At 58.5% G+C, this 23293-nt stretch carries 23 protein-coding genes; 3 read left to right on the top strand and 20 right to left on the bottom strand.

What is annotated here, in order from left to right; translation table 11 throughout:
• Positions 1-110 precede the first annotated feature (110 nt).
• Genes LJU29_RS10685 through sdhC form a run of 4 tightly spaced genes read right to left on the bottom strand, consistent with a single transcriptional unit; the run spans position 111 to position 3340 of the window.
• Positions 111-815 (bottom strand): succinate dehydrogenase iron-sulfur subunit, encoded by a 705-nt coding sequence (locus tag LJU29_RS10685; RefSeq protein ID WP_004658943.1) that lies wholly within the window; start codon positions 813-815, stop codon positions 111-113.
• 12 nt (positions 816-827) lie between these two features.
• Positions 828-2600 carry a succinate dehydrogenase flavoprotein subunit gene (gene sdhA / locus LJU29_RS10680; RefSeq protein WP_002552976.1) on the bottom strand — a complete coding sequence of 591 codons (1773 nt, stop codon included), beginning with the start codon at positions 2598-2600 and terminating at the stop codon, positions 828-830.
• Positions 2601-2603: 3 nt separating this feature from the next.
• Positions 2604-2972 carry a succinate dehydrogenase, hydrophobic membrane anchor protein gene (gene sdhD / locus LJU29_RS10675; protein ID WP_003382006.1) on the bottom strand — a complete coding sequence of 123 codons (369 nt, stop codon included), beginning with the start codon at positions 2970-2972 and terminating at the stop codon, positions 2604-2606.
• Positions 2966-3340 (bottom strand): succinate dehydrogenase, cytochrome b556 subunit, encoded by a 375-nt coding sequence (gene sdhC, locus LJU29_RS10670; RefSeq protein WP_002552975.1) that lies wholly within the window; start codon positions 3338-3340, stop codon positions 2966-2968. Before sdhC ends, sdhD begins: the two co-directional genes overlap by 7 nt.
• A 362-nt stretch (positions 3341-3702) precedes the next feature.
• On the opposite strand from sdhC, the gene gltA reads away from it, so the two are divergent.
• Positions 3703-4992 carry a citrate synthase gene (gene gltA, locus LJU29_RS10665; protein ID WP_002552974.1) on the top strand — a complete coding sequence of 430 codons (1290 nt, stop codon included), beginning with the start codon at positions 3703-3705 and terminating at the stop codon, positions 4990-4992.
• A 66-nt stretch (positions 4993-5058) separates the two neighbouring features.
• Here gltA and LJU29_RS10660 read toward each other — a convergent pair whose 3' ends face one another.
• The 9 genes from LJU29_RS10660 to LJU29_RS10620 all read right to left on the bottom strand — a co-directional run bounded on the left by LJU29_RS10660 (position 5059) and on the right by LJU29_RS10620 (position 12299).
• A complete protein-coding gene (locus LJU29_RS10660; protein WP_257112284.1) occupies positions 5059-5670 on the bottom strand; it encodes an START domain-containing protein in 612 nt (203 codons plus the stop codon).
• A gap of 57 nt (positions 5671-5727) precedes the next feature.
• The gene (locus LJU29_RS10655; RefSeq protein ID WP_004664678.1) at positions 5728-5985 is read right to left on the bottom strand and encodes a YkgJ family cysteine cluster protein; all 258 of its coding nucleotides are present in this window, start codon (positions 5983-5985) and stop codon (positions 5728-5730) included.
• A 94-nt stretch (positions 5986-6079) separates the two neighbouring features.
• Positions 6080-6721, bottom strand: coding sequence for a translation initiation factor 2 (locus tag LJU29_RS10650; RefSeq protein ID WP_306459398.1), 642 nt, complete (start codon positions 6719-6721; stop codon positions 6080-6082).
• 116 nt (positions 6722-6837) lie between these two features.
• Positions 6838-8277, bottom strand: a complete 1440-nt coding sequence (locus tag LJU29_RS10645; protein ID WP_257112282.1) for an aminotransferase-like domain-containing protein — start codon at positions 8275-8277, stop codon at positions 6838-6840.
• A 217-nt stretch (positions 8278-8494) separates the two neighbouring features.
• Positions 8495-9310 (bottom strand): OmpA family protein, encoded by an 816-nt coding sequence (locus LJU29_RS10640; RefSeq protein WP_257112280.1) that lies wholly within the window; start codon positions 9308-9310, stop codon positions 8495-8497.
• Entirely contained in the window at positions 9307-9660 is a 354-nt protein-coding gene (locus LJU29_RS10635; protein WP_004658957.1) for a DUF4398 domain-containing protein, read from the bottom strand. Before LJU29_RS10635 ends, LJU29_RS10640 begins: the two co-directional genes overlap by 4 nt.
• A gap of 10 nt (positions 9661-9670) precedes the next feature.
• On the bottom strand, positions 9671-10498 hold the full coding sequence (locus tag LJU29_RS10630; protein WP_005753329.1) for a substrate-binding periplasmic protein: 828 nt from the start codon (positions 10496-10498) through the stop codon (positions 9671-9673).
• Between the two features lie 121 nt (positions 10499-10619).
• Entirely contained in the window at positions 10620-11549 is a 930-nt protein-coding gene (locus LJU29_RS10625; RefSeq protein WP_005779946.1) for an electron transfer flavoprotein subunit alpha/FixB family protein, read from the bottom strand.
• Positions 11550-12299, bottom strand: a complete 750-nt coding sequence (locus LJU29_RS10620; RefSeq protein WP_257112279.1) for an electron transfer flavoprotein subunit beta/FixA family protein — start codon at positions 12297-12299, stop codon at positions 11550-11552.
• A 519-nt stretch (positions 12300-12818) separates the two neighbouring features.
• On the opposite strand from LJU29_RS10620, the gene LJU29_RS10615 reads away from it, so the two are divergent.
• Positions 12819-14474: an electron transfer flavoprotein-ubiquinone oxidoreductase gene (locus LJU29_RS10615; RefSeq protein WP_257112278.1), complete on the top strand. Its 1656-nt coding sequence runs from the start codon at positions 12819-12821 to the stop codon at positions 14472-14474.
• 47 nt (positions 14475-14521) lie between these two features.
• Here the strand turns inward: LJU29_RS10615 and LJU29_RS10610 are convergent, their stop codons facing one another.
• Entirely contained in the window at positions 14522-15415 is an 894-nt protein-coding gene (locus tag LJU29_RS10610) for an AraC family transcriptional regulator (protein ID WP_054076477.1), read from the bottom strand.
• Positions 15416-15594: 179 nt separating this feature from the next.
• On the opposite strand from LJU29_RS10610, the gene LJU29_RS10605 reads away from it, so the two are divergent.
• Positions 15595-16647 (top strand): NAD(P)-dependent alcohol dehydrogenase, encoded by a 1053-nt coding sequence (locus LJU29_RS10605; RefSeq protein ID WP_004664663.1) that lies wholly within the window; start codon positions 15595-15597, stop codon positions 16645-16647.
• A gap of 11 nt (positions 16648-16658) precedes the next feature.
• On the opposite strand, the gene LJU29_RS10600 is transcribed toward LJU29_RS10605, so the two are convergent.
• The 6 genes from LJU29_RS10600 to asd all read right to left on the bottom strand — a co-directional run bounded on the left by LJU29_RS10600 (position 16659) and on the right by asd (position 23292).
• Positions 16659-17468: an IclR family transcriptional regulator gene (locus LJU29_RS10600; protein ID WP_005753322.1), complete on the bottom strand. Its 810-nt coding sequence runs from the start codon at positions 17466-17468 to the stop codon at positions 16659-16661.
• 76 nt (positions 17469-17544) lie between these two features.
• A complete protein-coding gene (locus tag LJU29_RS10595; protein ID WP_002552961.1) occupies positions 17545-18855 on the bottom strand; it encodes an MFS transporter in 1311 nt (436 codons plus the stop codon).
• A gap of 300 nt (positions 18856-19155) precedes the next feature.
• Positions 19156-20334: a galactonate dehydratase gene (dgoD, locus tag LJU29_RS10590; protein WP_255872618.1), complete on the bottom strand. Its 1179-nt coding sequence runs from the start codon at positions 20332-20334 to the stop codon at positions 19156-19158.
• A 23-nt stretch (positions 20335-20357) separates the two neighbouring features.
• Positions 20358-20993: a 2-dehydro-3-deoxy-6-phosphogalactonate aldolase gene (locus LJU29_RS10585; RefSeq protein ID WP_057453461.1), complete on the bottom strand. Its 636-nt coding sequence runs from the start codon at positions 20991-20993 to the stop codon at positions 20358-20360.
• Between the two features lies 1 nt (position 20994).
• Entirely contained in the window at positions 20995-21999 is a 1005-nt protein-coding gene (locus LJU29_RS10580; protein WP_257112275.1) for a 2-dehydro-3-deoxygalactonokinase, read from the bottom strand.
• A gap of 180 nt (positions 22000-22179) precedes the next feature.
• Entirely contained in the window at positions 22180-23292 is a 1113-nt protein-coding gene (gene asd / locus LJU29_RS10575) for an aspartate-semialdehyde dehydrogenase (protein WP_257112274.1), read from the bottom strand.
• Between the last annotated feature and the right edge of the window lies 1 nt (position 23293).

The raw sequence follows: 23293 nt of genomic DNA, 5'->3' as shown, positions 1-23293 counted from the left end.
AAATAAGAGCGGCAGCTTTGCGAGCTACTGCTCAGGTTAAAACTACGGCGCCGGTTGAAGCCTGCGCCGCAGCCACTTCAGTGCAACGGTGTAACAGATAAAACGATGAATCAGACGCCGCTTTGCAACAACATGTTACGCACATGACCGATAGCCTTGGTTGGGTTAAGGCCTTTCGGGCACACGTTGACGCAGTTCATGATGCCGCGGCAGCGGAACACGCTGAACGGGTCATCAAGCGAAGCCAGACGTTCATTGGTGCGAGTGTCACGGCTGTCAGCCAGGAAACGGTAGGCTTGCAGCAGCGCAGCAGGACCCAGGAACTTGTCGGGGTTCCACCAGAAGGACGGGCAGGAAGTCGAGCAGCAAGCGCACAGAATGCACTCGTACAGACCATCGAGCTTTTCGCGCTCTTCCGGAGTTTGCAGACGTTCGATGGCCGGAGCCGGCGTGTCATTCTGCAGGAACGGCTTCACCTTCTCGTACTGCTTGTAGAAGATGCTCATATCGACGACCAGGTCACGAATGACCGGCAAACCAGGCAGCGGACGTACGATCAGCTTGTTCTTGGCGACAACGGCAGACAGCGGCGTGATGCAGGCCAGACCGTTCTTGCCATTGATGTTCATGCCATCGGAACCGCACACGCCTTCGCGGCACGAACGACGGTAAGAGAAGCCTTGATCCTGTTCTTTGACCAGGGCGAGCACGTCCAGCACCATCAGGTCCTTGCCACCGGTATCGACCTGAAACTCCTGCATGAACGGCGCGGCGTCCTGCTCAGGGTTGTAACGATAAACACTGACTTGCAACATATCGGTCACCCCTTAATAAGTCCGAATCTTAGGTTCAAAAGTCGGAACAGTCTTCGGCGAGAAGTTCACGGCACGCTTGGTCACGCGCTTGTCACCCGGGAAATACAGGGTGTGGCACAACCAGTTCTCGTCATCGCGATCTTCAAAGTCTTCACGGGCGTGAGCGCCGCGGGACTCTTTACGATGCTCTGCGGCGATCGCCGTGGCTTCGGCAACTTCCAGCAGGTTTTGCAGTTCAAGCGCTTCGATACGGGCGGTATTGAATGCCTGGCTCTTGTCATTGATCTTGACGTTGGCGATACGCACGCGCAGGTCAGCCAGCTGAGCAATACCCTTCTGCATGTATTCGCCGGTGCGGAACACACCGAAGTAGTTCTGCATGCAGCTTTGCAGCTCTTTACGCAGCGTGGCGACGTCTTCGCCGGTAGTGCGCTCGTTCAGGCCGGCAACGCGTGCCAGCGCAGCATCGATGTCGGACTCGGAAGCACGGGCGTAGTCGATACCTTCGCTCAGCGCTTTCTCCAGGTGGATACCCGCAGCGCGACCGAACACCACCAGATCGAGCAACGAGTTGCCGCCCAGACGGTTGGCACCGTGAACCGATACGCAAGCCACTTCACCTACCGCGAACAGACCCGGAATGATCTGATCGACACCGGCGGCGTCCTGAGTGATCGCCTGACCATGAATGTTGGTGGCAACGCCGCCCATCATGTAATGGCAGGTAGGAACTACCGGAATCGGCGCTGTTGCAGGGTCGACGTGAGCGAAGGTCTTGGACAACTCCATAATGCCTGGCAAACGGCTGTGCAACACTTCTTCGCCCAGGTGATCGAGCTTGAGCATTACATGGTCGCCATCCGGACCGCAGCCGTTACCGGCAATGATTTCCTTGACCATGGAGCGCGCAACCACGTCACGACCTGCAAGGTCCTTGGCGTTCGGAGCATAACGCTCCATGAAACGCTCGCCGTGCTTGTTGATCAGGTAACCGCCTTCACCGCGGCAGCCTTCGGTGACCAGTACACCTGCACCGGCAATGCCGGTCGGGTGAAACTGCCACATTTCGATGTCCTGAACCGGGACACCGGCACGCAGTGCCATACCGATACCGTCACCGGTATTGATCAGGGCATTGGTGGTCGAAGAGTAGATACGACCTGCACCGCCGGTTGCCAGCACGGTAGCGTTGGCACGGATGTAGGAAGTTTCGCCGGTTTCAATGCAGATGGCGATGATGCCGACAAAGGCACCGTCCTGATTCTTGACCAGATCCACGCCGTAGTATTCGTTGAGGAATACGGTGCCAGCCTTGAGGTTGGCCTGATACAGGGTGTGCAGCAGTGCGTGACCGGTACGGTCGGCAGCAGCACAGGTACGTGCAGCCTGACCGCCCTTGCCGAAGTCCTTGGACTGACCGCCAAACGGACGCTGGTAGATGCGACCCTGTTCGGTACGGGAGAACGGCAGACCCATGTGCTCGAGTTCGAAAACAGCTTCAGGGCCTACGGAACACATGTATTCGATAGCGTCCTGGTCACCGATGTAGTCGGAACCCTTGACGGTATCGTACATGTGCCAGCGCCAGTCATCGTTCGGATCCGCAGAGGCAATTGCGCAGGTGATGCCACCCTGGGCAGAAACGGTGTGCGAGCGTGTCGGGAACACCTTGGTGACCACGGCAGTCTTGTGACCGCCCTGAGCGAGCTGCAGAGCAGCGCGCATACCGGCACCGCCACCACCAATGATGATGGCGTCGAAGGAAAGCGAATTTATGTTAGCCATGAATCAGATACCCCAAAGAATCTGCACGCCCCAGACGAAGTAGGCGAACATCAGAACGCCGCATACCGCCTGAAACAGAAAACGTACTGCAGTGGCAGACTTGCCCAGCGCCATCGGCGTCAGGTAGTCGGTCGCGATGGTCCACATGCCGACCCAGGCGTGAGCGCCAAGGGCAACGAGGGCCAGCAGACTGAAGATACGCATTCCGTTGTGTGCGAACAGATCATGCCATTGGGCGTAACTCAGACCCGGATGAAAGACCATGTATCCGATCAGGAATATGAAATAAGCCGCGAGCACGACCGCAGAAACACGCTGAGCCATCCAGTCATAGAGGCCCGAACGCGAAAGGTTGGTGACGTTGGTTACCATATCCATACTCCCGCCAGAAGAATCAGTACCACGGAAACCGCGATAACGATTTTGGAGCCCAGCTTGCCGCCTTCGAGCGTCTCGCCTACCCCGGAGTCCATGATGAGGTGACGGATACCGGCCACCATGTGATACAGCAGGGCAGACAGAAGCCCCCAGATGATCAGCTTGGCCAGCGGGCTGGTCAGACACGCCTTGACTTCACCGAACCCTTCTTCGGACGCCAGCGACTTGTCCATTGCATACAGCATGATTGCAATACCGACAAAGAGGATGACACCGGAGATGCGGTGAAGGATGGACGTGTAAGCGGTGACTGGGAGCTTGATGGTCCTTAGGTCTAGATTTACAGGTCGTTGGCTATTCACGGCTTTTTTTCACACTGAAGAGCCCCTAACAATCAGGGCAAGTTGTTGGGAAGTGCACTGGTCAGGTACCCACCACCCAGGAAGTGACGACCCCCTTGAAACAGGCCAAAAAGCCTTTGGCGGTCGGACGCCGAGTATAGACAGTTAGGTTACTAATGACAACGCGCAGACTTACCGCCAATGGCGCATTGCGTTGCCGGGACAAAAGGCGTAAACGGCAGGAAACGGTCTGAAAAAATCCACGGCGGGCCCTTGCGGAACACGACTTCAGGCAAATTGACTTTAGAATTTATCTCACTATAGTGATGCGGGCCCTGCGTGGGGGGCCTGTCTGATGATTTGAAGCATAAATAGGAGGCCACATGGCTGACAAAAAAGCGCAGTTGATCATCGAGGGCGCAGCCCCCGTCGAGCTGCCAATTCTGACCGGTACAGTGGGTCCGGACGTGATCGACGTACGCGGCCTGACCGCCACCGGCCGCTTCACATTTGACCCTGGCTTCATGTCCACGGCCTCTTGCGATTCGAAGATCACCTACATTGATGGTGACAATGGCATTCTGCTGCACCGCGGCTACCCGATCGAACAACTGGCCGAGCAGTCCGATTACCTCGAAACCTGCTACCTGCTGCTCAACGGCGAACTGCCGACCGCCGAACAGAAAGCCCAGTTCGTGGCCGTGGTCAAGAACCACACGATGGTTCACGAGCAACTCAAGACCTTCTTCAACGGCTTTCGTCGCGACGCCCACCCGATGGCCGTCATGTGCGGCGTAGTCGGTGCCCTGTCAGCGTTCTACCACGACTCGCTGGACATCAATAACCCGCAGCACCGCGAGATTTCCGCTGTACGCCTGGTGGCCAAGATGCCGACCCTGGCAGCGATGGTCTACAAGTACTCCATGGGCCAGCCCATGATGTACCCGCGCAACGACCTCAGCTACGCCGAAAACTTCCTGCACATGATGTTCAACACCCCGTGCGAGATCAAACCCATCAGCCCGGTGCTGGCCAAGGCGATGGACAAGATCTTCATCCTTCACGCCGATCACGAGCAGAACGCCTCGACATCCACCGTCCGCATGGCAGGCTCTTCGGGCGCCAACCCGTTTGCCTGTATCGCTGCCGGCATCGCCGCGCTCTGGGGCCCGGCCCACGGCGGCGCCAACGAAGCGGTACTGACCATGCTGGATGAAATCGGTGACGTGTCGAACATCGACAAGTTCATCGCCAAGGCCAAGGACAAGAACGACCCGTTCAAGCTCATGGGCTTCGGCCACCGCGTCTACAAGAACCGTGACCCGCGCGCCACCGTGATGAAGCAGACCTGCGACGAAGTGCTCAAGGAACTGGGTATCACCAACGATCCTCAGCTCGAACTGGCCATGCGCCTCGAAGAGATCGCCCTGACCGACCCGTACTTCATCGAGCGCTCGCTGTACCCGAACGTCGACTTCTACTCGGGCATCATCCTCAAGGCCATCGGCATTCCGACCAGCATGTTCACCGTAATCTTCGCTCTGGCGCGGACCGTCGGCTGGATTTCGCACTGGAAAGAAATGCTCTCCAGCCCTTACAAGATCGGTCGCCCTCGCCAGCTCTACACCGGCAACGTGCAACGCGATATCGTCGCCCTGCAAGACCGCAAGTAAGCGTTACACGCAAAAACAAAGGGCTGCCACTGGCAGCCCTTTTTTGTGCGTACTGCATACTGCAGATTATTGCGTCTGCGCAGCCCGCTCTCTGAGCGCTTTCAGCGTATTGAACGGCGCGTCGACAACGAACTTGTTGGCCAGCATTGATGGCACACTACCACCCGGCTCGGTGTGAACCTGATAAGTCACCTCAGTCTGGTTCGACCCCTTGGGCACCATCTTCCAGAACCCCTTGACCTCGGTCACACGCACGAAACCCTTTTCCTCGGGAATGTACGTGGGCTGCTCTTCAAGATTCCGGGTAATACTGCCGTCAGCCCCCTCCTGAGTAGTGATCAACAGCACCGAGTCACGAGGCGTCACCGGCCAGGGCGTGTTGAACTGGCTGTAGGTCCAGGTCTTGTTACCTTCATGCTTGAGTATCTTCTGTAACTTGCACTCATGAATCCAGGCGCAGGCCCCCGCAACATCCTCTTGAAGCGCACGCAGCTTGCTCACGCTGGCATTGATCAGCGCAATGCCCTGATAGGCCTTGTAATCGGACCCAGGCACATCAATCAACGAAACCTTGATGCCATCCTCGTTCTTGACCACTTTCCAGTCGTCAGCCTGCGCCGTTCCGCCAAGCATTACAGTCAAACCACAAGCAACAGCGATGCGATACAGCGGACTCATTATTTTATTCCTTGTTTTGAAGTTCCGACAAAGCACTAGCGCCCAAAAACCGCCCTTTCATGCAACTGCTGTAGCTTTTTCCCACCAGCCAATAAGGCGAATTGCATCCGCCTGATCGACTCCGCAGACATCTTCCGCCGCCTTGAACTGACTGCATACCGCAGGGCGCTCGGGCCTGCCGAACAAGGCGCACAGAAGCTCGACCGACAAGTGCAGGCATCGCTCACCTGCCGGTTTTCCATCGGGCATGCCGGGTATGGGAGACGTGATGGAAGGCGCTATGCAGCACGCACCACAATCGGAACGGCAGTCCATGACCAGACACCCTTACTGAAAAATAGAAAAAGAGGAAGAATATTAACCGTCAAAACGTCTGTTTGAAAACGCCGTATCGGACGATAGGCAGGGCTTACTGCTTGAATTTGAAATCCAGCGCAGCACCTTCGACATCGCGACGGTTGTCGTTGCGCATCTGCAATTGCATTTCGTTGGTCAGCAATCGACCTTCAAGCTCAAAGGGGCCGGGGTTGGCCGAAGCCCCCTTGTCGCTGAACATCTGCGGCAATATCGGCTTGCGCTTGCTGGTGATCACATTGGCAGGCGGGTCCAGTTCCTTGACAAGCTCGGGCGGCAAACTCAGGTCCAGCTTTGGCGACTTGATTCGCACATCCTTGGCACTGGCTGTTTTGACATCTTTGGCGTTCTTGCGTTTGCTGACAGGCGCCTTGGCCGCCACTACTTTTGAAGACGACTTTTCAGAGGCTACCGCCTTGGTCACCGGAGGCGCTGAAGGTTGTGATTTTTCCTTGCCCACCACTACCGGAACCACCGGGACCCCTGGCATCAACTGATGCATGGTATCGGGCGCCTGTATCTGTTTTGCATCCGTCGCCACCGCCTCCACAGGAGCCTCGGTCTTCAAGTGCACTTCAGGCGAGACCGGAGCCGTAATAATCGTATCGGTTTTGGGCTTGGGCACAGACGGGTCCTGAGCATCACAACCACTCAGAAGCACAACGACAAGCAATCCCAGACAGCGAAAAACATTCATAGGCAAAAAGTCAGGCAAGACAGTGGCAAATAGCCGGAAAAGAAACACATGCTGTCCTTTTGAGGCCAACCTGACAAGCCAAGAGTTCAAAACAATTGACAAAAAATCTTTACAACTCAGTACACATGCACCGCTTCCTGACACAACTGCTTGGCCAGAATACCCAGCGTCATCAGTGCCCGCTCAGCCTCTTTGTTCCAAGGCATCCCGCAGTTGAGGCGGATGCAGTGATTGAACTGCTCGGTATTACTGAAGATCAACCCCGGCGCGATACTGATACCCTGCTCCAGCGCACGAACATGCAGCTCCTGAGTATTGACCCGGCCCGGCAGGCTGACCCACAGAATGAACCCACCCGCAGGGCGACTCATCTGCGTGCCCTCAGGGAAGAACTGCTGCACCGCCAATTGGAAGGCGCTGAGATTCTTGCGGTATTCCAGGCGAATGAAACGTAAGTGCCGATCGTAACCGCCGTTTTCGAGGTATGCGGCGACCGCCATCTGCGTAACACTGCATGCAGAATGCGTGCTGAAAGTCTGCAGACGTTGAATTTCTGCCTGGTATTTGCCAGCGATGATCCAGCCGATGCGCACACCGGGCGATAGCGTCTTGGAAAAGCTGGAACAGTAAATCACCCTCCCCAGCCGATCGAACGCCTTGAGCGCCTTGGTCCTCCCGACTTCGAACATCAACTCACCGTAGACATCGTCTTCAACCACTTGAATATCGAAGTCCGAGGCCAGACGCAGCAGGTTCTTCTGCCGCTCCTCCGGCATGGTGCCGCCCAGTGGGTTGCTCAGGCGTGAAGTCAGTACCAATGCTTTGATTGACCATTGATTGGCCGCCAGTTGCAGGGCCTCCAGACTGATGCCGGTGGCCGGGTCGCTGGGGATTTCGATGACTTTCAAGCCCAATAGGTCGGCAAGTTGCAACAACCCGTAATAAGCAGGCGACTCGGCAGCGATCAGGTCACCCGGCCGGGTCAGCACGCGTAGAGTCATCTGCAGTGCATCCACGCACCCGTGGGTGATCACCACCTCGGACGGATCGACCACCACGCCGGCGTCGCGCATACGGATGGCGACCTGCCTGCGCAGCGGCTCGAAACCCGGACTGAACATATAGCTGAAGGCCCGCGGGCTGTGAAAACGCGTCACTTTCGCTAATTGCTGATGCAGCGCGCGCACCGGCAGGTAGTCCACATGAGGCACAGCGGCGCCCAGAGCAAACACGCCCTCGCGTCGGGATTCCTCGAGCACTTGCTGGATGATACTGCTGCGCGTGACCAGACCAGGCCGCTCGACACGCGCGATATCCGGGGTCGAAGCCGTAAGTGCCGGGGTTTGATGAACATAGTAGCCGGACTGAGGACGCGCCCGGATCAACCCTTGATCTTCAAGGTTCGCATAAGCCTGCGATACCGTCGCATGGCTGACATTGAGCTGCGAACTCATCTTGCGAACCGAAGGCACACGCTCACCGGGTTGATACACCCCACGACGAATATCTTCGGCAAGCTGCTGGGCGATACGCTGATAGAGCAAAAGATTGGTCATGACACAGCCTCGAAAAGACCGGTGATTTATTGTTTTTAAAAATACAGATACGGAATAACCGGCACAGTCCAGAAGTGTACGGGAACAGTTTACGTTCAAGCCAGCGGTCACGACCGCTGCACGAAAATAAACGCGGCTGAAAACGCCATATGCAAAGCCTTTAAAGCCAAAAAAGCCCGAGACCGTTTCCGGCGTCGGGCTTTTTGAAAAGTTTTTATCAGCGCGCTGCGCCTAACTGACCTTTTTCATCAGAAAAAACAATTTCCACACGGCGATTTTGCGCGCGCCCTCGCTCGGAGGCGTTGGCGTTCACCGGGAACTGCTGACCATAACCCTCGACATGGATACGTTTTTCGTCGACACCCAGGTCCATCAGAACGTCTGCGACCGTTTGTGCACGATCCTTCGACAGCTTCAGATTCTCCTGACGGTCACCTGTGCTGTCGGTGTAGCCCTCGATCCGGACCACTCGACGCGGATTGATCTGCAAGAACTGCACAACCTTGAGAATGGTGCGACTGGCCGAGCTTTTCAGCTCGGCGTGCCCGGCGTCGAACAGCACATCTCCCAACGTCATGACCAGCCCGCGATCGGTCTCGGTGGTGGCCAGACTGAGGATCTGATCTTCCAGCCAGCGCCCCTGCTGCTGGGCACTGGCCAGCTTGGCCTCACGCAGCGCCAATTGCAGACGCTGGCGCTCCATGTCCATTTTCGCCAGGCGCTCCTGGCTCAGCATCAGATTGCTGTGCTCACGTGCGATCTCGCTGTAGCGGCTGCTGAGGTAGGCGTAATGACTGACGTCGGCACCGCTTCCCAGATAGCTGGACAGACGCTCGGCGCGAGCCAGAGATTCGCCAGCGCGAATGACATCCTTGGGCGCGCTGCGCAACACATCGGTATCTTCCTTGACCTTCTGGAAGTCGGCACTGGCCTGCTGCAAGGCCTTCCCGCTGTCCTGATGACCGGCACACCCGTAAAGGCCAGCCGAACCCAGCAACAGGCACACACTCAGTACACGCGGAAGACGGTTCATTGCGCCTCTCCCAGTTGCTTGCGTAACCGATTGAGGCGGGTATTCAACTGATTGACCTGCTCCTGACTCTTGAGGGTGAGCACTCGGGCCTCTGCCAGCCGGGCATCCAGCTCGGCCTGCTCGGCTTTCATGCGCGCGTCCTTGTAGGCGTGGGTCGCCATGGAGGCGCGAGCTTCGGCAAAGCGGGCCAGAGCGACTTCCATCTCGGGCTGATCATCGCCCGCGCCAACGGCTTTGGCCTGCTCCAGCGCCTGCTCGGTCAGCTTGAACTGCTCGGTCGGTAGCGGGTCGCTGGCACAGCCAGCCAGCGTGGCGATGGCCATGACGGCGATTGAAAAACGAATACTCACAAAAACATCCCTACTTGTCTGGTGCGCTGGCGCTGGCAGGTTGCAACAGCTGGGCTTTCCACAACTCCAGGTTGTGCCTGATGACATCACCCGCAAGGCCGGAGGCGGCCGATTCTGTCATCTTTTTCGCCAGTTGTCCGCGCAACCATGGTTCGTTGCAGGCCGAATTGAACGACAACGCCAGATAAAACCCGGGTGTATCGACCGGCAAGGGTTGCGCAGCCAGGTCTGCAGAAAGACCCAGCGTCTGCACCATGACCATCCCGGCGTAACGACCGGCAAGCACGTAATCCACCTCACCCAGCGCCAGCTTCTGAAAAGCCGGGGTCAGGCCTGGCAGGCGTGTCAGGGTCAGATGCTGCTTGGCCGCAGCCTCGAATGAAGGCGTCAATCGGGTCTTTTCCGACATGGCGCCAGGACGGTCGTGCAGCTCGGCCAGGGTATTGAACGGTACGCTGTGATCGTGGCGCGTCCAGACCATGATGTCGTTCTGCACAATTGGCGGATGGATGTAATCAAGCGACTCTAGTTGCGCTGCATTGAACGGCGCGTCGGCCAGCAAGTCCATGCGCCCGGTGCGCACCTCCTCAAGTGCCTGACTGCGTTTGCCGCCGTACAGGAACTCGACCTTGATACCCAGCTCACCTGCCGCCTGCGTCAGCAGATCGGCATTGGCGCCCATCAGATGACGTGGGTCCTGAGGATCACGCCACAGATAAGGCGGCGCGTCCGGACTGCCGGTCACAATCAGACGCTCGCACTTGCCGGCAGCAAATGACAGCGTCGGCAGCATGATCAGCCCGAGAAAAAGCGAAGACAGCAGCCGGAGGTGCACCATGAAAAGCCCTTCTGATACCCGATAAAAAAACCCGCTCGATCCGGGTCTATGTACCGCAAGCAATCTGCCGGCACACAACCCCCGAACGGAACGGGTTCTCTTTATAATGGAAGCGCGTGGCTTAAACCAGCTTCTCCAGCTCGGGAATGGCTTCGAACAAATCAGCCACCAGCCCGTAATCGGCCACCTGGAAGATCGGAGCTTCCTCATCCTTGTTGATCGCAACGATCACCTTGGAGTCTTTCATGCCGGCCAGATGCTGAATGGCACCGGAAATACCGACAGCAATATACAGCTGAGGCGCGACGATCTTGCCGGTCTGGCCGACCTGCATGTCGTTGGGCACAAAACCGGCATCGACCGCAGCACGGGAAGCACCCACTGCAGCACCGAGCTTGTCGGCCAGCGTGTACAGGTGCTTGAAGTTGTCGCCGTTCTGCATGCCACGACCGCCGGATACGACGATCTTGGCCGCTGTCAGTTCTGGACGATCGGATTTGGCCAGTTCTTCGCCAACGAAGCTGGACTTGCCCGCATCGTGAGCAGCCGAAACCGCTTCGATAGAAGCCGAACCACCCTCGGCAGCGACCGGATCGAAACCGGTGGCACGCACGGTGATGACCTTGATCGCGGCAGTGGACTGCACGGTAGCAATGGCGTTACCGGCGTAGATCGGGCGGGTGAAGGTGTCGGCCGAGACCACCGAAACGATCTCGGATATCTGGTCGACATCCAGCTGCGCAGCAACGCGAGGCAGGATGTTCTTGCCGTTGGAGGTTGCAGCGGCCAGAACGTGACTATGGCCCGCAGCCAGCTCTACGACCAGTGGCGCAACGTTTTCAGGCAATTGATGTGCATAGGCAGCGTTGTCGGCCACCAGCACTTTCGCCACGCCAGCAATTTTGGCGGCGGCGTCGGCAACGGCACTTACGCCTGAACCGGCAACCAGCAAGTGGATGTCACCGCCGATCTTCTGCGCGGCAGCCAGGGTATTGAGCGTAGCCGGGGCTACGGTCGCATTGTCGTGTTCAGCGATAACCAGGATCGTCATTTAGATTACCTTCGCTTCGTTTTTCAGTTTCTCGACCAGTTCAGCCACCGATTTGACTTTGATGCCCGCGCTGCGTGCAGCCGGTGCTTCAACCTTGAGGGTCTTGTTGGTCGAGGCCGTGGAAACGCCCAGTGCATCCGGGGTCAGCACTTCAAGCGGCTTCTTCTTGGCTTTCATGATGTTGGGCAGCGAAGCGTAGCGTGGCTCGTTCAGACGCAGGTCCGTGGTCACGATGGCTGGCAGGCTCAGGGAAACAGTCTGCAGACCGCCGTCGATCTCACGGGTCACGGCAACCTTGTCACCGGAGACTTCAACCTTCGAGGCGAACGTACCTTGCGGGTAGCCGCTCAGTGCGGCCAGCATCTGGCCGGTCTGGTTGTTGTCACTGTCGATAGCCTGTTTACCAAGGATAACCAGTTGTGGCTGCTCCTTGTCGACCACTGCCTTGAGCAGCTTGGCCACGGCCAGAGAGGTCAGTTCTTCGGCAGACTCGACCAGCACGGCACGGTCTGCACCCAGCGCCAGCGCAGTACGCAGTTGCTCCTGAGCAGTGGTAGGACCAATGGTGACGACCACGATTTCCGTTGCCATGCCCTTCTCTTTCAAGCGCACCGCTTCTTCAACAGCGATTTCGCAGAACGGGTTCATGGACATTTTGACGTTGGCAAGATCGACGCCGGAGTTGTCCGCCTTGACGCGAACCTTGACGTTGTAGTCGACCACTCGTTTGACAGCTACAAGAACCTTCATGGATTCCTCACTCTCCGGTGAAAAGAAGTCGCCTGGCGATACCAGGCGATCGATATGTGTCCTCAACAAGCAATCGCAATGCGTGCAGGCCGTCCGGACGACTTCAAAAAGCCATATAAAAGCCGGGAGTCACCCATCAAGCTGCGGCAGGGTGTGTAAAATGCGCCGTGCGACGTTGACCTGTTGCCTGCACCGCGTCCGCCTGATGCCTTTTGAGAGACTTCCTGCAACGCAGGTGCCTCGTTTCAGCCTACGGCAAACGCAAAACCGCCCGTATATTGACCGCAACGCCTTTTCCGGTCAATACGCCAAATCGGCCAGTTCCGAGTCTGGTGTCTTTGATTTATCTGGGCTGCGGGCAATTCAAACAAACGTTTGTATTGGACCCATGCAGTGGTGTAGATATAATGCGTGCCATTAAAAGACGGGTGGTGCCCAACACCTCCTGTGTCGGCCTGCAGCGACTCATAAAGCAGCGCCCATAAAAATACCGTGAGCCTTGAAAGTAGGAGATAGCCTGTGGAACGCGAATACATGGAATTCGACGTCGTCATCGTCGGAGCCGGCCCTTCCGGGCTTTCTGCCGCTTGCCGCCTTAAACAGAAGGCCGCTGAAGCCGGGCAGGAAATCAGCGTCTGCGTGGTGGAAAAAGGCTCCGAAGTCGGCGCACACATCCTGTCCGGTGCCGTGTTTGAACCGCGCGCACTGAACGAGCTGTTTCCAAACTGGCAGGAATTGGGCGCTCCGCTCAATACACCCGTCAAGCGTGATGATATCTACGTCCTGCGCGACGCCGAAAAGGCGCAGAAAATTCCGGACTTTTTCGTCCCCAAGACCATGCACAACCAGGGCAACTACATCATATCCCTGGGCAATCTGTGCCGCTGGCTCGCCCAGCAGGCTGAAAACCTTGGTGTGGAAATCTACCCGGGCTTTGCCGCTCAGGAAGCACTATTCGACGAAAACGGCGTGGTACGCGGTATCGTCACCGGCGATCTGGGTGTCGACCGCGAAGGCAACCCCAAGGAAGGCCTGTACACCCCCGGCATGGAACTGCGCGCCAAGTACACGCTGTTCGCCGAAGGCTGCCGCGGTCACATCGGCAAGCAATTGCTCAAGCGCTTCAATCTCGATTACGAAGCCGATGTACAGCATTACGCCATCGGCCTGAAGGAAATCTGGGAAGTCGACCCGGCCAAACATGAACAGGGCCTGGTGGTGCACACCGCAGGCTGGCCGCTGGACGATGCCAATCCGGGCGGCTCGTTCCTGTACCACCTGGAGAACAATCAGGTGGTAGTCGGCCTGATCGTCGACCTGTCATACAGCAACCCGTACCTGTCGCCCTTCGACGAATTCCAGCGCTACAAGCACCACCCGGTCATCAAGCAGTACCTTGAAGGCGGCAAACGCATCAGCTACGGCGCACGCGCCATTGCCAAGGGCGGCCTGAACTCGCTGCCGAAGATGGTATTCCCTGGCGGCGCGTTGATCGGTTGCGACCTGGGCACCCTGAACTTCGCCAAGATCAAGGGCAGCCACACGGCAATGAAGTCCGGCATGCTCGCAGCCGATTCGGTGGCAGATGCCCTGTTCGCCGGCAAGGAAGGCGGCGACGTGCTGACCTCCTACGTCGATGCCTTCAAGGCCAGCTGGCTGCATGCAGAGCTGTTCGCCAGCCGCAACTTTGGCGTGGCGATCCACAAATACGGCGCGATCAAGGGTGGTGCCTTCAACTTCATCGATCAGAACATTTTCGGTGGCAAGCTGCCGTTCACGCTGCACGACACCACGCCGGACTACGCCTGCCTCAAGCTGGCAGCGGACTCAAAGAAAATCGATTACCCGAAACCCGACGGCAAGCTCAGCTTCGACAAGCTCAGCTCGGTATTCCTCTCCAGTACCAACCATGAAGAGGAGCAACCTTGCCACCTGAAGCTGACCGACCCGAGCATCCCGATCAGCAAGAACCTGCCGCTGTACGACGAACCGGCACAGCGCTATTGCCCGGCTGGCGTGTATGAAGTCATCACTAAAGAAGATGGCGAAAAGCGCTTTCAGATCAACGCGCAGAACTGCGTGCACTGCAAGACCTGCGACATCAAGGACCCTTCGCAGAACATTACCTGGGTTGCACCGGAAGGCGCTGGCGGGCCGACGTACCCGAACATGTAAGGCGGCGGCAAGCTACAGGCTTTGATCTTGCCGCTTGTAGCTTGCCGCTAAACCCTACAGCTCTCTTCTCCCGGACTGCGTTCAAAGTAGCGCTTGTATTCACGGCTGAACTGCGACGCACTTTGATAGCCGACCCTGAGCGCGACCTGCGACACATTCAGCCCGTCGGCCACCAGCAGTTGCTGAGCCTTGAGCAGGCGCAGACGTTTCAGGTACTGCACCGGTGACAACAGGGTGCTGCGTTTGAAGTGCTCGTGAAAGGTCGAGGTACTCATGTTTGCGCAACTGGCCAGCGTGTCGACATTCAGCGCGTGATTATAGTGCTCATGCAGATAGGTCACCGCCGAGGCAATCCGTGCGAATTGCCCCTGCTGCTCGACCAGCGCACGCAATACACCTGATTGCGGTCCACGCAGCGCGGTGTATAACACCTCGCGAATCCTTGATTGCCCCATCGCCTGACACTCCAGCGGATCGTGCAGACAACGCAGCAGGCGTTCGACGCTGTCACGCATCGCAGAGTCGATGCGTACCGAGGTCATCGACTCCGGGGTCTGCATCTGGCTTTCCTGGCCGCTGGCCGGTCCCATTGCTTGCACCAACTCGCCAAGCAGCACACGGTCAATGGCTACCGACACACCATACAGCGGCTTGTCCGGGGTGGCGAAGGTCTCGCATTTGAACGGCACAGAAAGCGCCTGAATCAGGTAATGCCCGGTGCCATACTCAAACGTACGCGGCCCCAGGCAGGCGACCTTGCTGCCTTGCACGACAATCATCAGGCTCGGCTCGTAAATCTGCGGGCTGCTGGCGACATAGCCGAACGCCGAAAGCACGCGAACCTCGGGCAAATGCGTCGCCACAAAGCCGGGGCGCACTGCCAGCGGCTGGATCAAGGAGACAAGCGTGGCATTGCCATCGATAACAACAGGTAACGTCATGGGAGCAGCCTGACAGAGAAACAGACAGCTCTATCATCGCAGATTTGCGCTTCATAGCCGACCCTGAAACGCCAGGTCGGAGGAATAGGCATGAAACACGTAGGATTCACCATAGCCGTGAGGGACGCATATCAGGACAATTGACTGCCTCTATTCCGTAACACCTTGCGAGGTCAAACATGTACACAGCTATCGGTTATGCCGCACAGTCCGCTACCGCCCCCCTCGCCCCGATGACCTTCGAACGTCGCGCTCCGCGTGCCGACGACGTTGCCATCGAAATCCTCTACTGCGGCGTCTGCCACTCTGACATTCACCAGGCGCGCAACGAATGGGGCATCGCCGTCTACCCGCTGATGCCTGGCCATGAAATTGTCGGTCGCGTCACCGCCACTGGCACCAACGCCAGCAAATACAAGGTTGGCGATCTGGTCGGTGTTGGCTGCATGGTCGATTCGTGCCGCGAATGCTCGGCCTGTAAATCGGATCTCGAACAGTATTGCCTGGAAGGTCCGACCATGACCTACGCCACGCCTGACCGCGTAGACGGCAGCAACACCATGGGCGGCTACTCCAACAGCATCGTGGTCGCCGAGCATTTCGTTGTGCGCATTCCAGAGAAACTCGACCCGGCTGCTGCTGCGCCAATCCTTTGCGCAGGCATCACCACTTATTCGCCACTCAAGCACTACGGTGTGAAGGCTGGCGACAAGGTCGGTATTCTGGGCATGGGTGGTCTGGGCCACATGGGCATCAAGTTCGCCAAGGCAATGGGCGCTGAAGTGACCCTGTTCACTCGCTCCGCAGCCAAGGCTCAGGAAGCACGTCGTCAGGGTGCAGATCATGTGATCGTGTCCACCGACGCTGAACAGATGAAAGCCGCTGCCGGTCATTTCGACTTCCTGCTCGACACCATTCCGGTCCAGCATGACCTGAACCCCTACCTGGAAACACTGCGCTTTGACGGCGTGCACATTCTGGTCGGTCTGATCGAACCGGTCGAGCCGCCAGTCCATGCAGCCCACCTGGTGATGAGCCGTCGCGTATTGGCCGGATCGCTGATCGGCGGCATCGCTGAAACCCAGGAAGTACTGGATTTCTGCGCCGAGAACGACATCACCTGCGACATCGAAATGCTCGATATCCGCAATATCAACGAAGCCTACGAGCGCATGCTGGCCGGTGACGTGAAATACCGCTTCGTGATCGACATGGCCACGCTGCAGGCCTGATTCACTACGAATCAGCCGCCGAGATCGGCCGAGAGTTCCGCTGCTATCTGCTTGATCAGCGGGACCAGCTCGGCCATCTTCTCCAGCGGCATGTAGGGCACGGTACTGGCGACACTGATGCCGGCAACGATCTGTTTGCTGGCATCACGTACCGGCGCTGCAACGCAACGGATCGACGGTTCGTTGTCCTCCAGATCGAACGCATACCCTCCCTGCACGTATTCTTCCCTTCGCGCCTGCAACTGCTCCCAGGTTTGCTGCTCATGAGCAGGCCACAGCGCATTCCTGCCACTGCTCGGCATGCTGGCGTCATACAAGCGCTGCCACTCCGGCAACCCGCTGTCCAGCAGCAACGCCTTGCCGATACCGGTTCGCACCAGCGGCATGCGATGCCCGACCCGTGAGCGCATTTCCGGGCCATTGCGACCAGGGTTCTTGTGCAGATAAAGCACGTCGTCCCCTTCCCGCACCGCCAGATGCACCGTATCGCCCGTCAGCTCCGACAGCCGATCCAGATACGGCCGGGCGAGAATTGCCAGTGGCACTTCTTCGCGCGCCTGAAACCCCAGCTCAATCAGTTTCGGCCCAAGCAGATAACCCACTTGAGGCACCACCCGAAGATAGCGCTCCTCGACCAGGCAACTGGCCAGCCGGTGCGTGGTACTGCGTGTGGTGCCGATCAGCCGGGCGATTTCCTTCAGGTCGCGTGCGCCACCGGCCACCGCCTGCACAACGCCAAGCCCGCGCGACAGAGTCTGGGTCCCTGTCGGCGCCGGTTCTTTGCCGGTAATTTTTTCAGGGATGATCGAATCGTTGTGCATGACAGGCCATTTTCATAAAAGGGGCGGATCGAAAAGCTGACGGCATTATCGCCGCCAGCGTCCAGATACGTCGACATCAGAGCTCGATACGCTCTACTTTGCCTACCAGCAGGATGTACGACAGCGCGCCCAGCAATGCCAGCACTGAAATGTAAGTGATGGCAGGCGCAAACGAGTCACCGGTTGCCAGAAAGCCGATCACGATCGGCGTGGCGATGGCGGCGAGGTTGCCGATGAAGTTGAACGTGCCGCCAGTCAGGCCCAGCAAGCGCGCCGGGGCCAGGGTCGACACCAGCGACCAGGTGATCGACGCCAGACCGTTGCCGAAGAATGCCAGCGCCAGAAAGGTGATAACCAATGGTGTGGAGTCAACGAAGTTGGCACCGATGATCGAGGTCGAGATCAGCAGCCCGGCAATGATTGGCAACTTGCGCGCAAAGCCCACGCTATGCCCGCGACGGATCAGCCAGTCGGAGAAGAACCCCGAACACAGCACGCCGACAAACGCCGCGAGAAACGGCAATGACGCCAGTAGCCCGGACTTGATGAAATCCATGCCGCGGTATTTCACCAGATAGGTCGGGAACCAGGTCAGGAAGAACCACAGCGTGGAGTTCAGGCAGAACTGGCCCAGATAGATCCCCCACAGCTTGCGCTTGCTCAACACAATGCCCAGGTCCAGCCAGCTGAAACCCTGCTTCTGTTTTTCGACATCCTTCTGGATGTCTACCAGACCGCCGCCCTCTTTGATCAGGTCGATTTCCTGCTGATTGACGCCTTTGAAGTCACGCGGCTCGCGATAGACCGTATACCAGATCAACGCCCACAGCACACCGACACCACCTGTAGCGACAAACACCATGTGCCAGCCATAGTGCGCCTGTAACCAGGCCAGCACCGGCGTCAGAAACGCCAGGCCGACGAACTGCCCCGAGGTATAGACGCCAATGGCGGTAGCCCGCTCGCGCTCGGGAAACCAGGTGGTCACGACACGGCTGTTGATCGGATAGGCAGGTGCTTCCAGCGCACCGACCGCCATGCGCAGTACGAACAGCGCAATAAAGCTGGCCGCAAAACCAAGCATGATGGTCGCAATGGACCACAGCAGCAGCGCCGCGGTGTAAAGGATACGCGGCGGCACACGGTCCACCAGCCAGCCACCAGGCAATTGCATGGCGGCATAGGTCCAGCCGAACGCGGAGAAGATCAGCCCGATGTGAACCGTATCAAGGCCCAGCTCGGCGGTCAGCGCCGGAGCGGCAATCGACAGGTTGCTGCGGTCCAGGTAGTTGATCACCACCGTAATGAACAGCAGCACCATGATGAAGAAACGTTTGCGGGACGGCGTCACCAGGGATGCCGCACCCTCAAGAGTTCGAGTGCGCATGGAATGTAGCCTCTTGTTGGATTTATTGAGGTCTGTGTTTCAGATGGGCTCTTGTTCTCACGCTCCCGCGCTCAGTGCTATACAAATCCGCTTTTGATTCTGGCTGATGGCCGTGGGAGCGAACTTGTTCGCGAAAGGGCCAGTGCATTCCCCAAAAACGCATCGGCTGAACTACCTTCTTCGCGAACAGGTTCGCTCCCACGCCCTCCGGGCAGAAGCCCGATCTACGGGCTTCTCAGGACTTATGTATAACGCTGAGTGCAGAGCGCGGGAACGATAGTTATGGGGATTTACTGTGCTCTACCACTCGGCAAAACTGCCATCGGCATGGCGCCAGATCGGGTTGCGCCAGCGGTGGCCGATGGCCGCGCGTTCGATGACATATTCTTCGTTGATCTCGATGCCCAGGCCCGGCCCGTTGGGAATCTTGACCATGCCCTTGTCGTAGTCGAAGACTTCCGGGTGCTTCACGTAATCGAGCAGATCGTTGCTTTCGTTGTAGTGAATGCCCAGGCTCTGTTCCTGAATGAAGGCGTTGTAACAAACCGCGTCCAGTTGCAGGCATGCCGCCAGCGCGATAGGCCCGAGCGGACAATGCAGCGCCAGCGCGACGTCATACGCTTCGGCCATATTGGCGATCTTGCGGGTTTCAGTGATGCCACCGGCGTGGGACGCATCAGGCTGGATAATGTCGACATAACCTTCGCTCAACACGCGCTTGAAGTCCCAGCGTGAGAACAGCCGTTCACCCAGGGCAATCGGCGTGCTGGTCAGCGGTGCCAGTTCCTTCAGTGCTTCATAGTTCTCGCTGAGCACCGGCTCCTCGATGAACATCAGCTTGTAGGCGTCCAGCTCTTTCATCAGCACCTTGGCCATGGGCTTGTGCACCCGGCCATGGAAGTCCACACCGATGCCGACATTCGGCCCGACGGCATCGCGCACGGCAGCCACGTTGGCCAGCGCCAGGTCGACCTTGTCGAAGGTATCGAGAAATTGCAGCTCTTCGGTGCCATTCATTTTCACCGCAGTAAAACCACGTCCGACCGCTTCTTTCGCAGCCCGCGCCGTGTCTGCAGGGCGGTCACCACCGATCCACGAATAGACGCGAATCTTGTCACGCACCTGACCACCGAGCAGGTCGCTGACGGAAACGCCCAGGGCCTTGCCCTTGATGTCCCACAACGCCTGATCGATGCCGGCCAGAGCGCTCATGTGGATCGCCCCACCCCGATAGAAGCCGCCGCGGTACAGCACCGTCCAGATGTCTTCGATATTGCGTGGGTCCTTGCCGATCAGGTAATCGGAGAGCTCTTCCACTGCAGCGGCCACGGTGTGCGCACGGCCTTCGACCACTGGCTCGCCCCAGCCGACAACGCCCTCGTCGGTCTCGACCTTGAGGAAGCACCAGCGTGGCGGAACGATGAACGTGGTGAGTTTGGTGATTTTCATGGGTGCGGTTTCTCTTGTTGATTCTCTTATTGGATAGCGACTACCGGCGCCGGTCAGCCTGCAAGCGTTGCGCTGTGCTGCTTCCAGGCAGCCACATAGGCCTGGGCGCGCTCAGTAACGTCGGCGACGCTCATGCCTGGCTTGAATAGCCCGGAGCCCAGGCCAAAGCCTTTAACGCCGGCATCAAGGAACACCTTCATGTTGTCCGGCGAGATCCCCCCGACCGGCAACAGAATCGTGCCCTTGGGCAATACCGCCAGCCACGCCTTGACCACTGCGGGCGACATCTGCTCGGCAGGAAACAGCTTCAGTACATCAGCTCCTTCGGCCAGCGCGGCAAAGGCTTCGGTCGGCGTCGCCACGCCCGGTGAGAGGAACAGCCCGGCAGCCTTGGCGGCACGCAACACCTTGGCGTCGCTGTGCGGCATGACAATCACCTGCCCCCCGGCATCCTTGACCTGAGTCACCTGCTCCGGGGTCAGCACCGTTCCCGCACCGATCAGGCAATCGGCCGGCAGTTGCTGGCGCAACAAGCGGATGCTGTCGAACGGCTGTGGAGAGTTGAGCGGCACCTCGATGACTCGAAACCCGGCCTCGTACAACACATCGCCAATCGCAGGCGCTTCCTCGGGACGCAGGCCGCGCAGGATTGCGACCAGACCGTTTTCCTTCAATGCTTGCTTGAGCATGTCAAACCTCTCGAATGTGTTGGGACGAGCGGCGCGCGATCAGACCGGCTTGAACGGCGACCTGCCAGAGGCCGCGCTCGGTCGCCTGCTCGGCCAATGTCACGCCGGGAAAGCCACAAACGGCCAGCCCGCGTGCATAGCGCGTGCACAGCGAATCGCTGCCGATGAGGATCACCGCAGGCAATTGTTCGTGGTTGTGCAGATGCAGCCTGGCGATGGCGCCCAGTTCATGGCCAATCAACAGGCCGGAAAGATAGTCAGGTTGCGCACTGGCAGCCAATTGCCCGGTAAGGCCGAGCGTTCGTGTGCTGAAAATCGTCGACAGCGGCCCTGCAGAGCCCGCGTCGGACAGGGCAATCGACAAGCCGCGGTCAAACGCCTGCTCGTCGAACGCCTCCGAAGGCTGCATGGTGCGTCCCAGAATAGTGTGCGCGCAGAGCGCGGCGTAGAGCTCGCCGGTCATGAAGGTGTCGAAGTGAACAATGCGACCCCGTTCTACCTGCACCCATTTGGAGTGGCTGCCGGGCAGACCGATCAGCAGCTGCTGGCTACTCTGCCCGGCGTCCAGGCCGGCCAGCACACCCAGCACCTGGGTTTCTTCGCCACGCATGACGTTGGGCAGGGTCGAGCGTTGCAGGACGCCGGGGATGATGTGCACCGTCACGCCGCGCACGCTGCGCACCGTCTGCAGCGCTGCGCTCAGCTCATTGACGCTGGCCGGCGTTTCCCGGTAAGCCGCCTCGCGCCAGCCCTGTGCGCTGCCGACCATGCCACAGGCAATCACCGGCAGGTCCGGTTGGGCATCGAGCCAGTCGCCGCACGCCTGGTCAAAGGCCAGTTCGAAACCGTCACTGCAGAACTGCCCCGCGATCAGCCGCGGCGTGGTCGGCAACTGCATGATGCCCGCGCTCAATGCGCGCTGTTCCAGTACCTGGCCATGTTCGCCAAGTCGATAAGCACGAAGTGAGGTTGTCCCCCAATCGAGCGCGATCAATTGCGCCTGCATTGCGTCACCTGTTGTTTTTTTGGAAGTGAGTGCAGGACGACTATAAACCCGTTGTTACACTTATCTCAATATGTAAATTTCAATCCCATATATAGGGAAAAAAGACAGTCAATCAAAAGTATCAGGCACTAAAAAACCCGCCTTCCTTTCGGAAAGCGGGTTTGCTGTAAAACCGAAGCCTCAACGCTCCAGCAGGATTCTCAGCATGCGGCGCAGCGGCTCTGCCGCGCCCCACAACAGCTGGTCACCCACGGTAAAGGCACCCAGGTACTGCGAACCCATGTTCAGTTTACGCAAACGGCCCACCGGAATACTCATGGTGCCGGTTACGGCAGTCGGGCTCAGCTCGTGCATGCTGGCTTCACGGTTGTTCGGCACCAGCTTGACCCAAGGGTTGTGCTGGCTGATCAAGCCTTCGATGTCCGCAATCGGCACATCCTTGTTCAGCTTGATGGTCAGCGCCTGGCTGTGGCAACGCATGGCACCGATGCGTACGCAAATGCCGTCGACCGGGATCGGGCTCTTGAAGCGACCGAGAATCTTGTTGGTCTCGGCCTGGCCTTTCCACTCTTCGCGGCTCTGGCCGTTCGGCAGCGCCTTGTCGATCCACGGGATCAGACTGCCCGCCAGTGGCACGCCGAAATTCTCGGTCGGGAACGACTCGCTGCGCATGGCTTCAGCCACCTCGCGGTCGATATCCAGAATGGCGCTGGCCGGGTTGGCCAGATCATCGGCCACCGAGGCATGCACGGCGCCCATCTGCCTGATCAGCTCACGCATGTTCTGCGCGCCGGCTCCGGAGGCCGCCTGATAGGTCATGACGTTCATCCACTCGACCAGCCCGGCGTCGAACAGACCGCCCAGGCCCATCAGCATCAGGCTGACCGTGCAGTTGCCGCCGATATAGTTTTTGGTGCCCGCATCCAGCTGCTGATCGATGACCTTGCGGTTCACAGGGTCGAGCACGATAACGGCGTCATCCTGCATGCGCAGACTGGAGGCGGCATCGATCCAGTAACCCTGCCAGCCGGCTTCGCGCAGCTTGGGGAACACCTCATTGGTGTAGTCGCCACCCTGACAGGTCAGCACTACGTCCAGGGTTTTCAGCTCGTCGATGCTGTAGGCGTCTTTCAGTGGCGCAACATCCTTGCCCACCGAAGGCGCCTGGCCACCGACATTGGAAGTAGTGAAAAACACCGGCTCAATGAGATCGAAGTCCTGCTCTTCCCGCATCCGCTGCATGAGCACGGAACCGACCATGCCGCGCCAACCGATCAGACCTACACGTTTCATC

It is taken from the genome of Pseudomonas ficuserectae, from assembly GCF_024584585.1.
GTDB lineage: Bacteria > Pseudomonadota > Gammaproteobacteria > Pseudomonadales > Pseudomonadaceae > Aquipseudomonas > Aquipseudomonas amygdali.
Note: the sequence above shows the minus strand (reverse complement) of the source record. Positions and strands in the feature narration are given on the sequence as shown.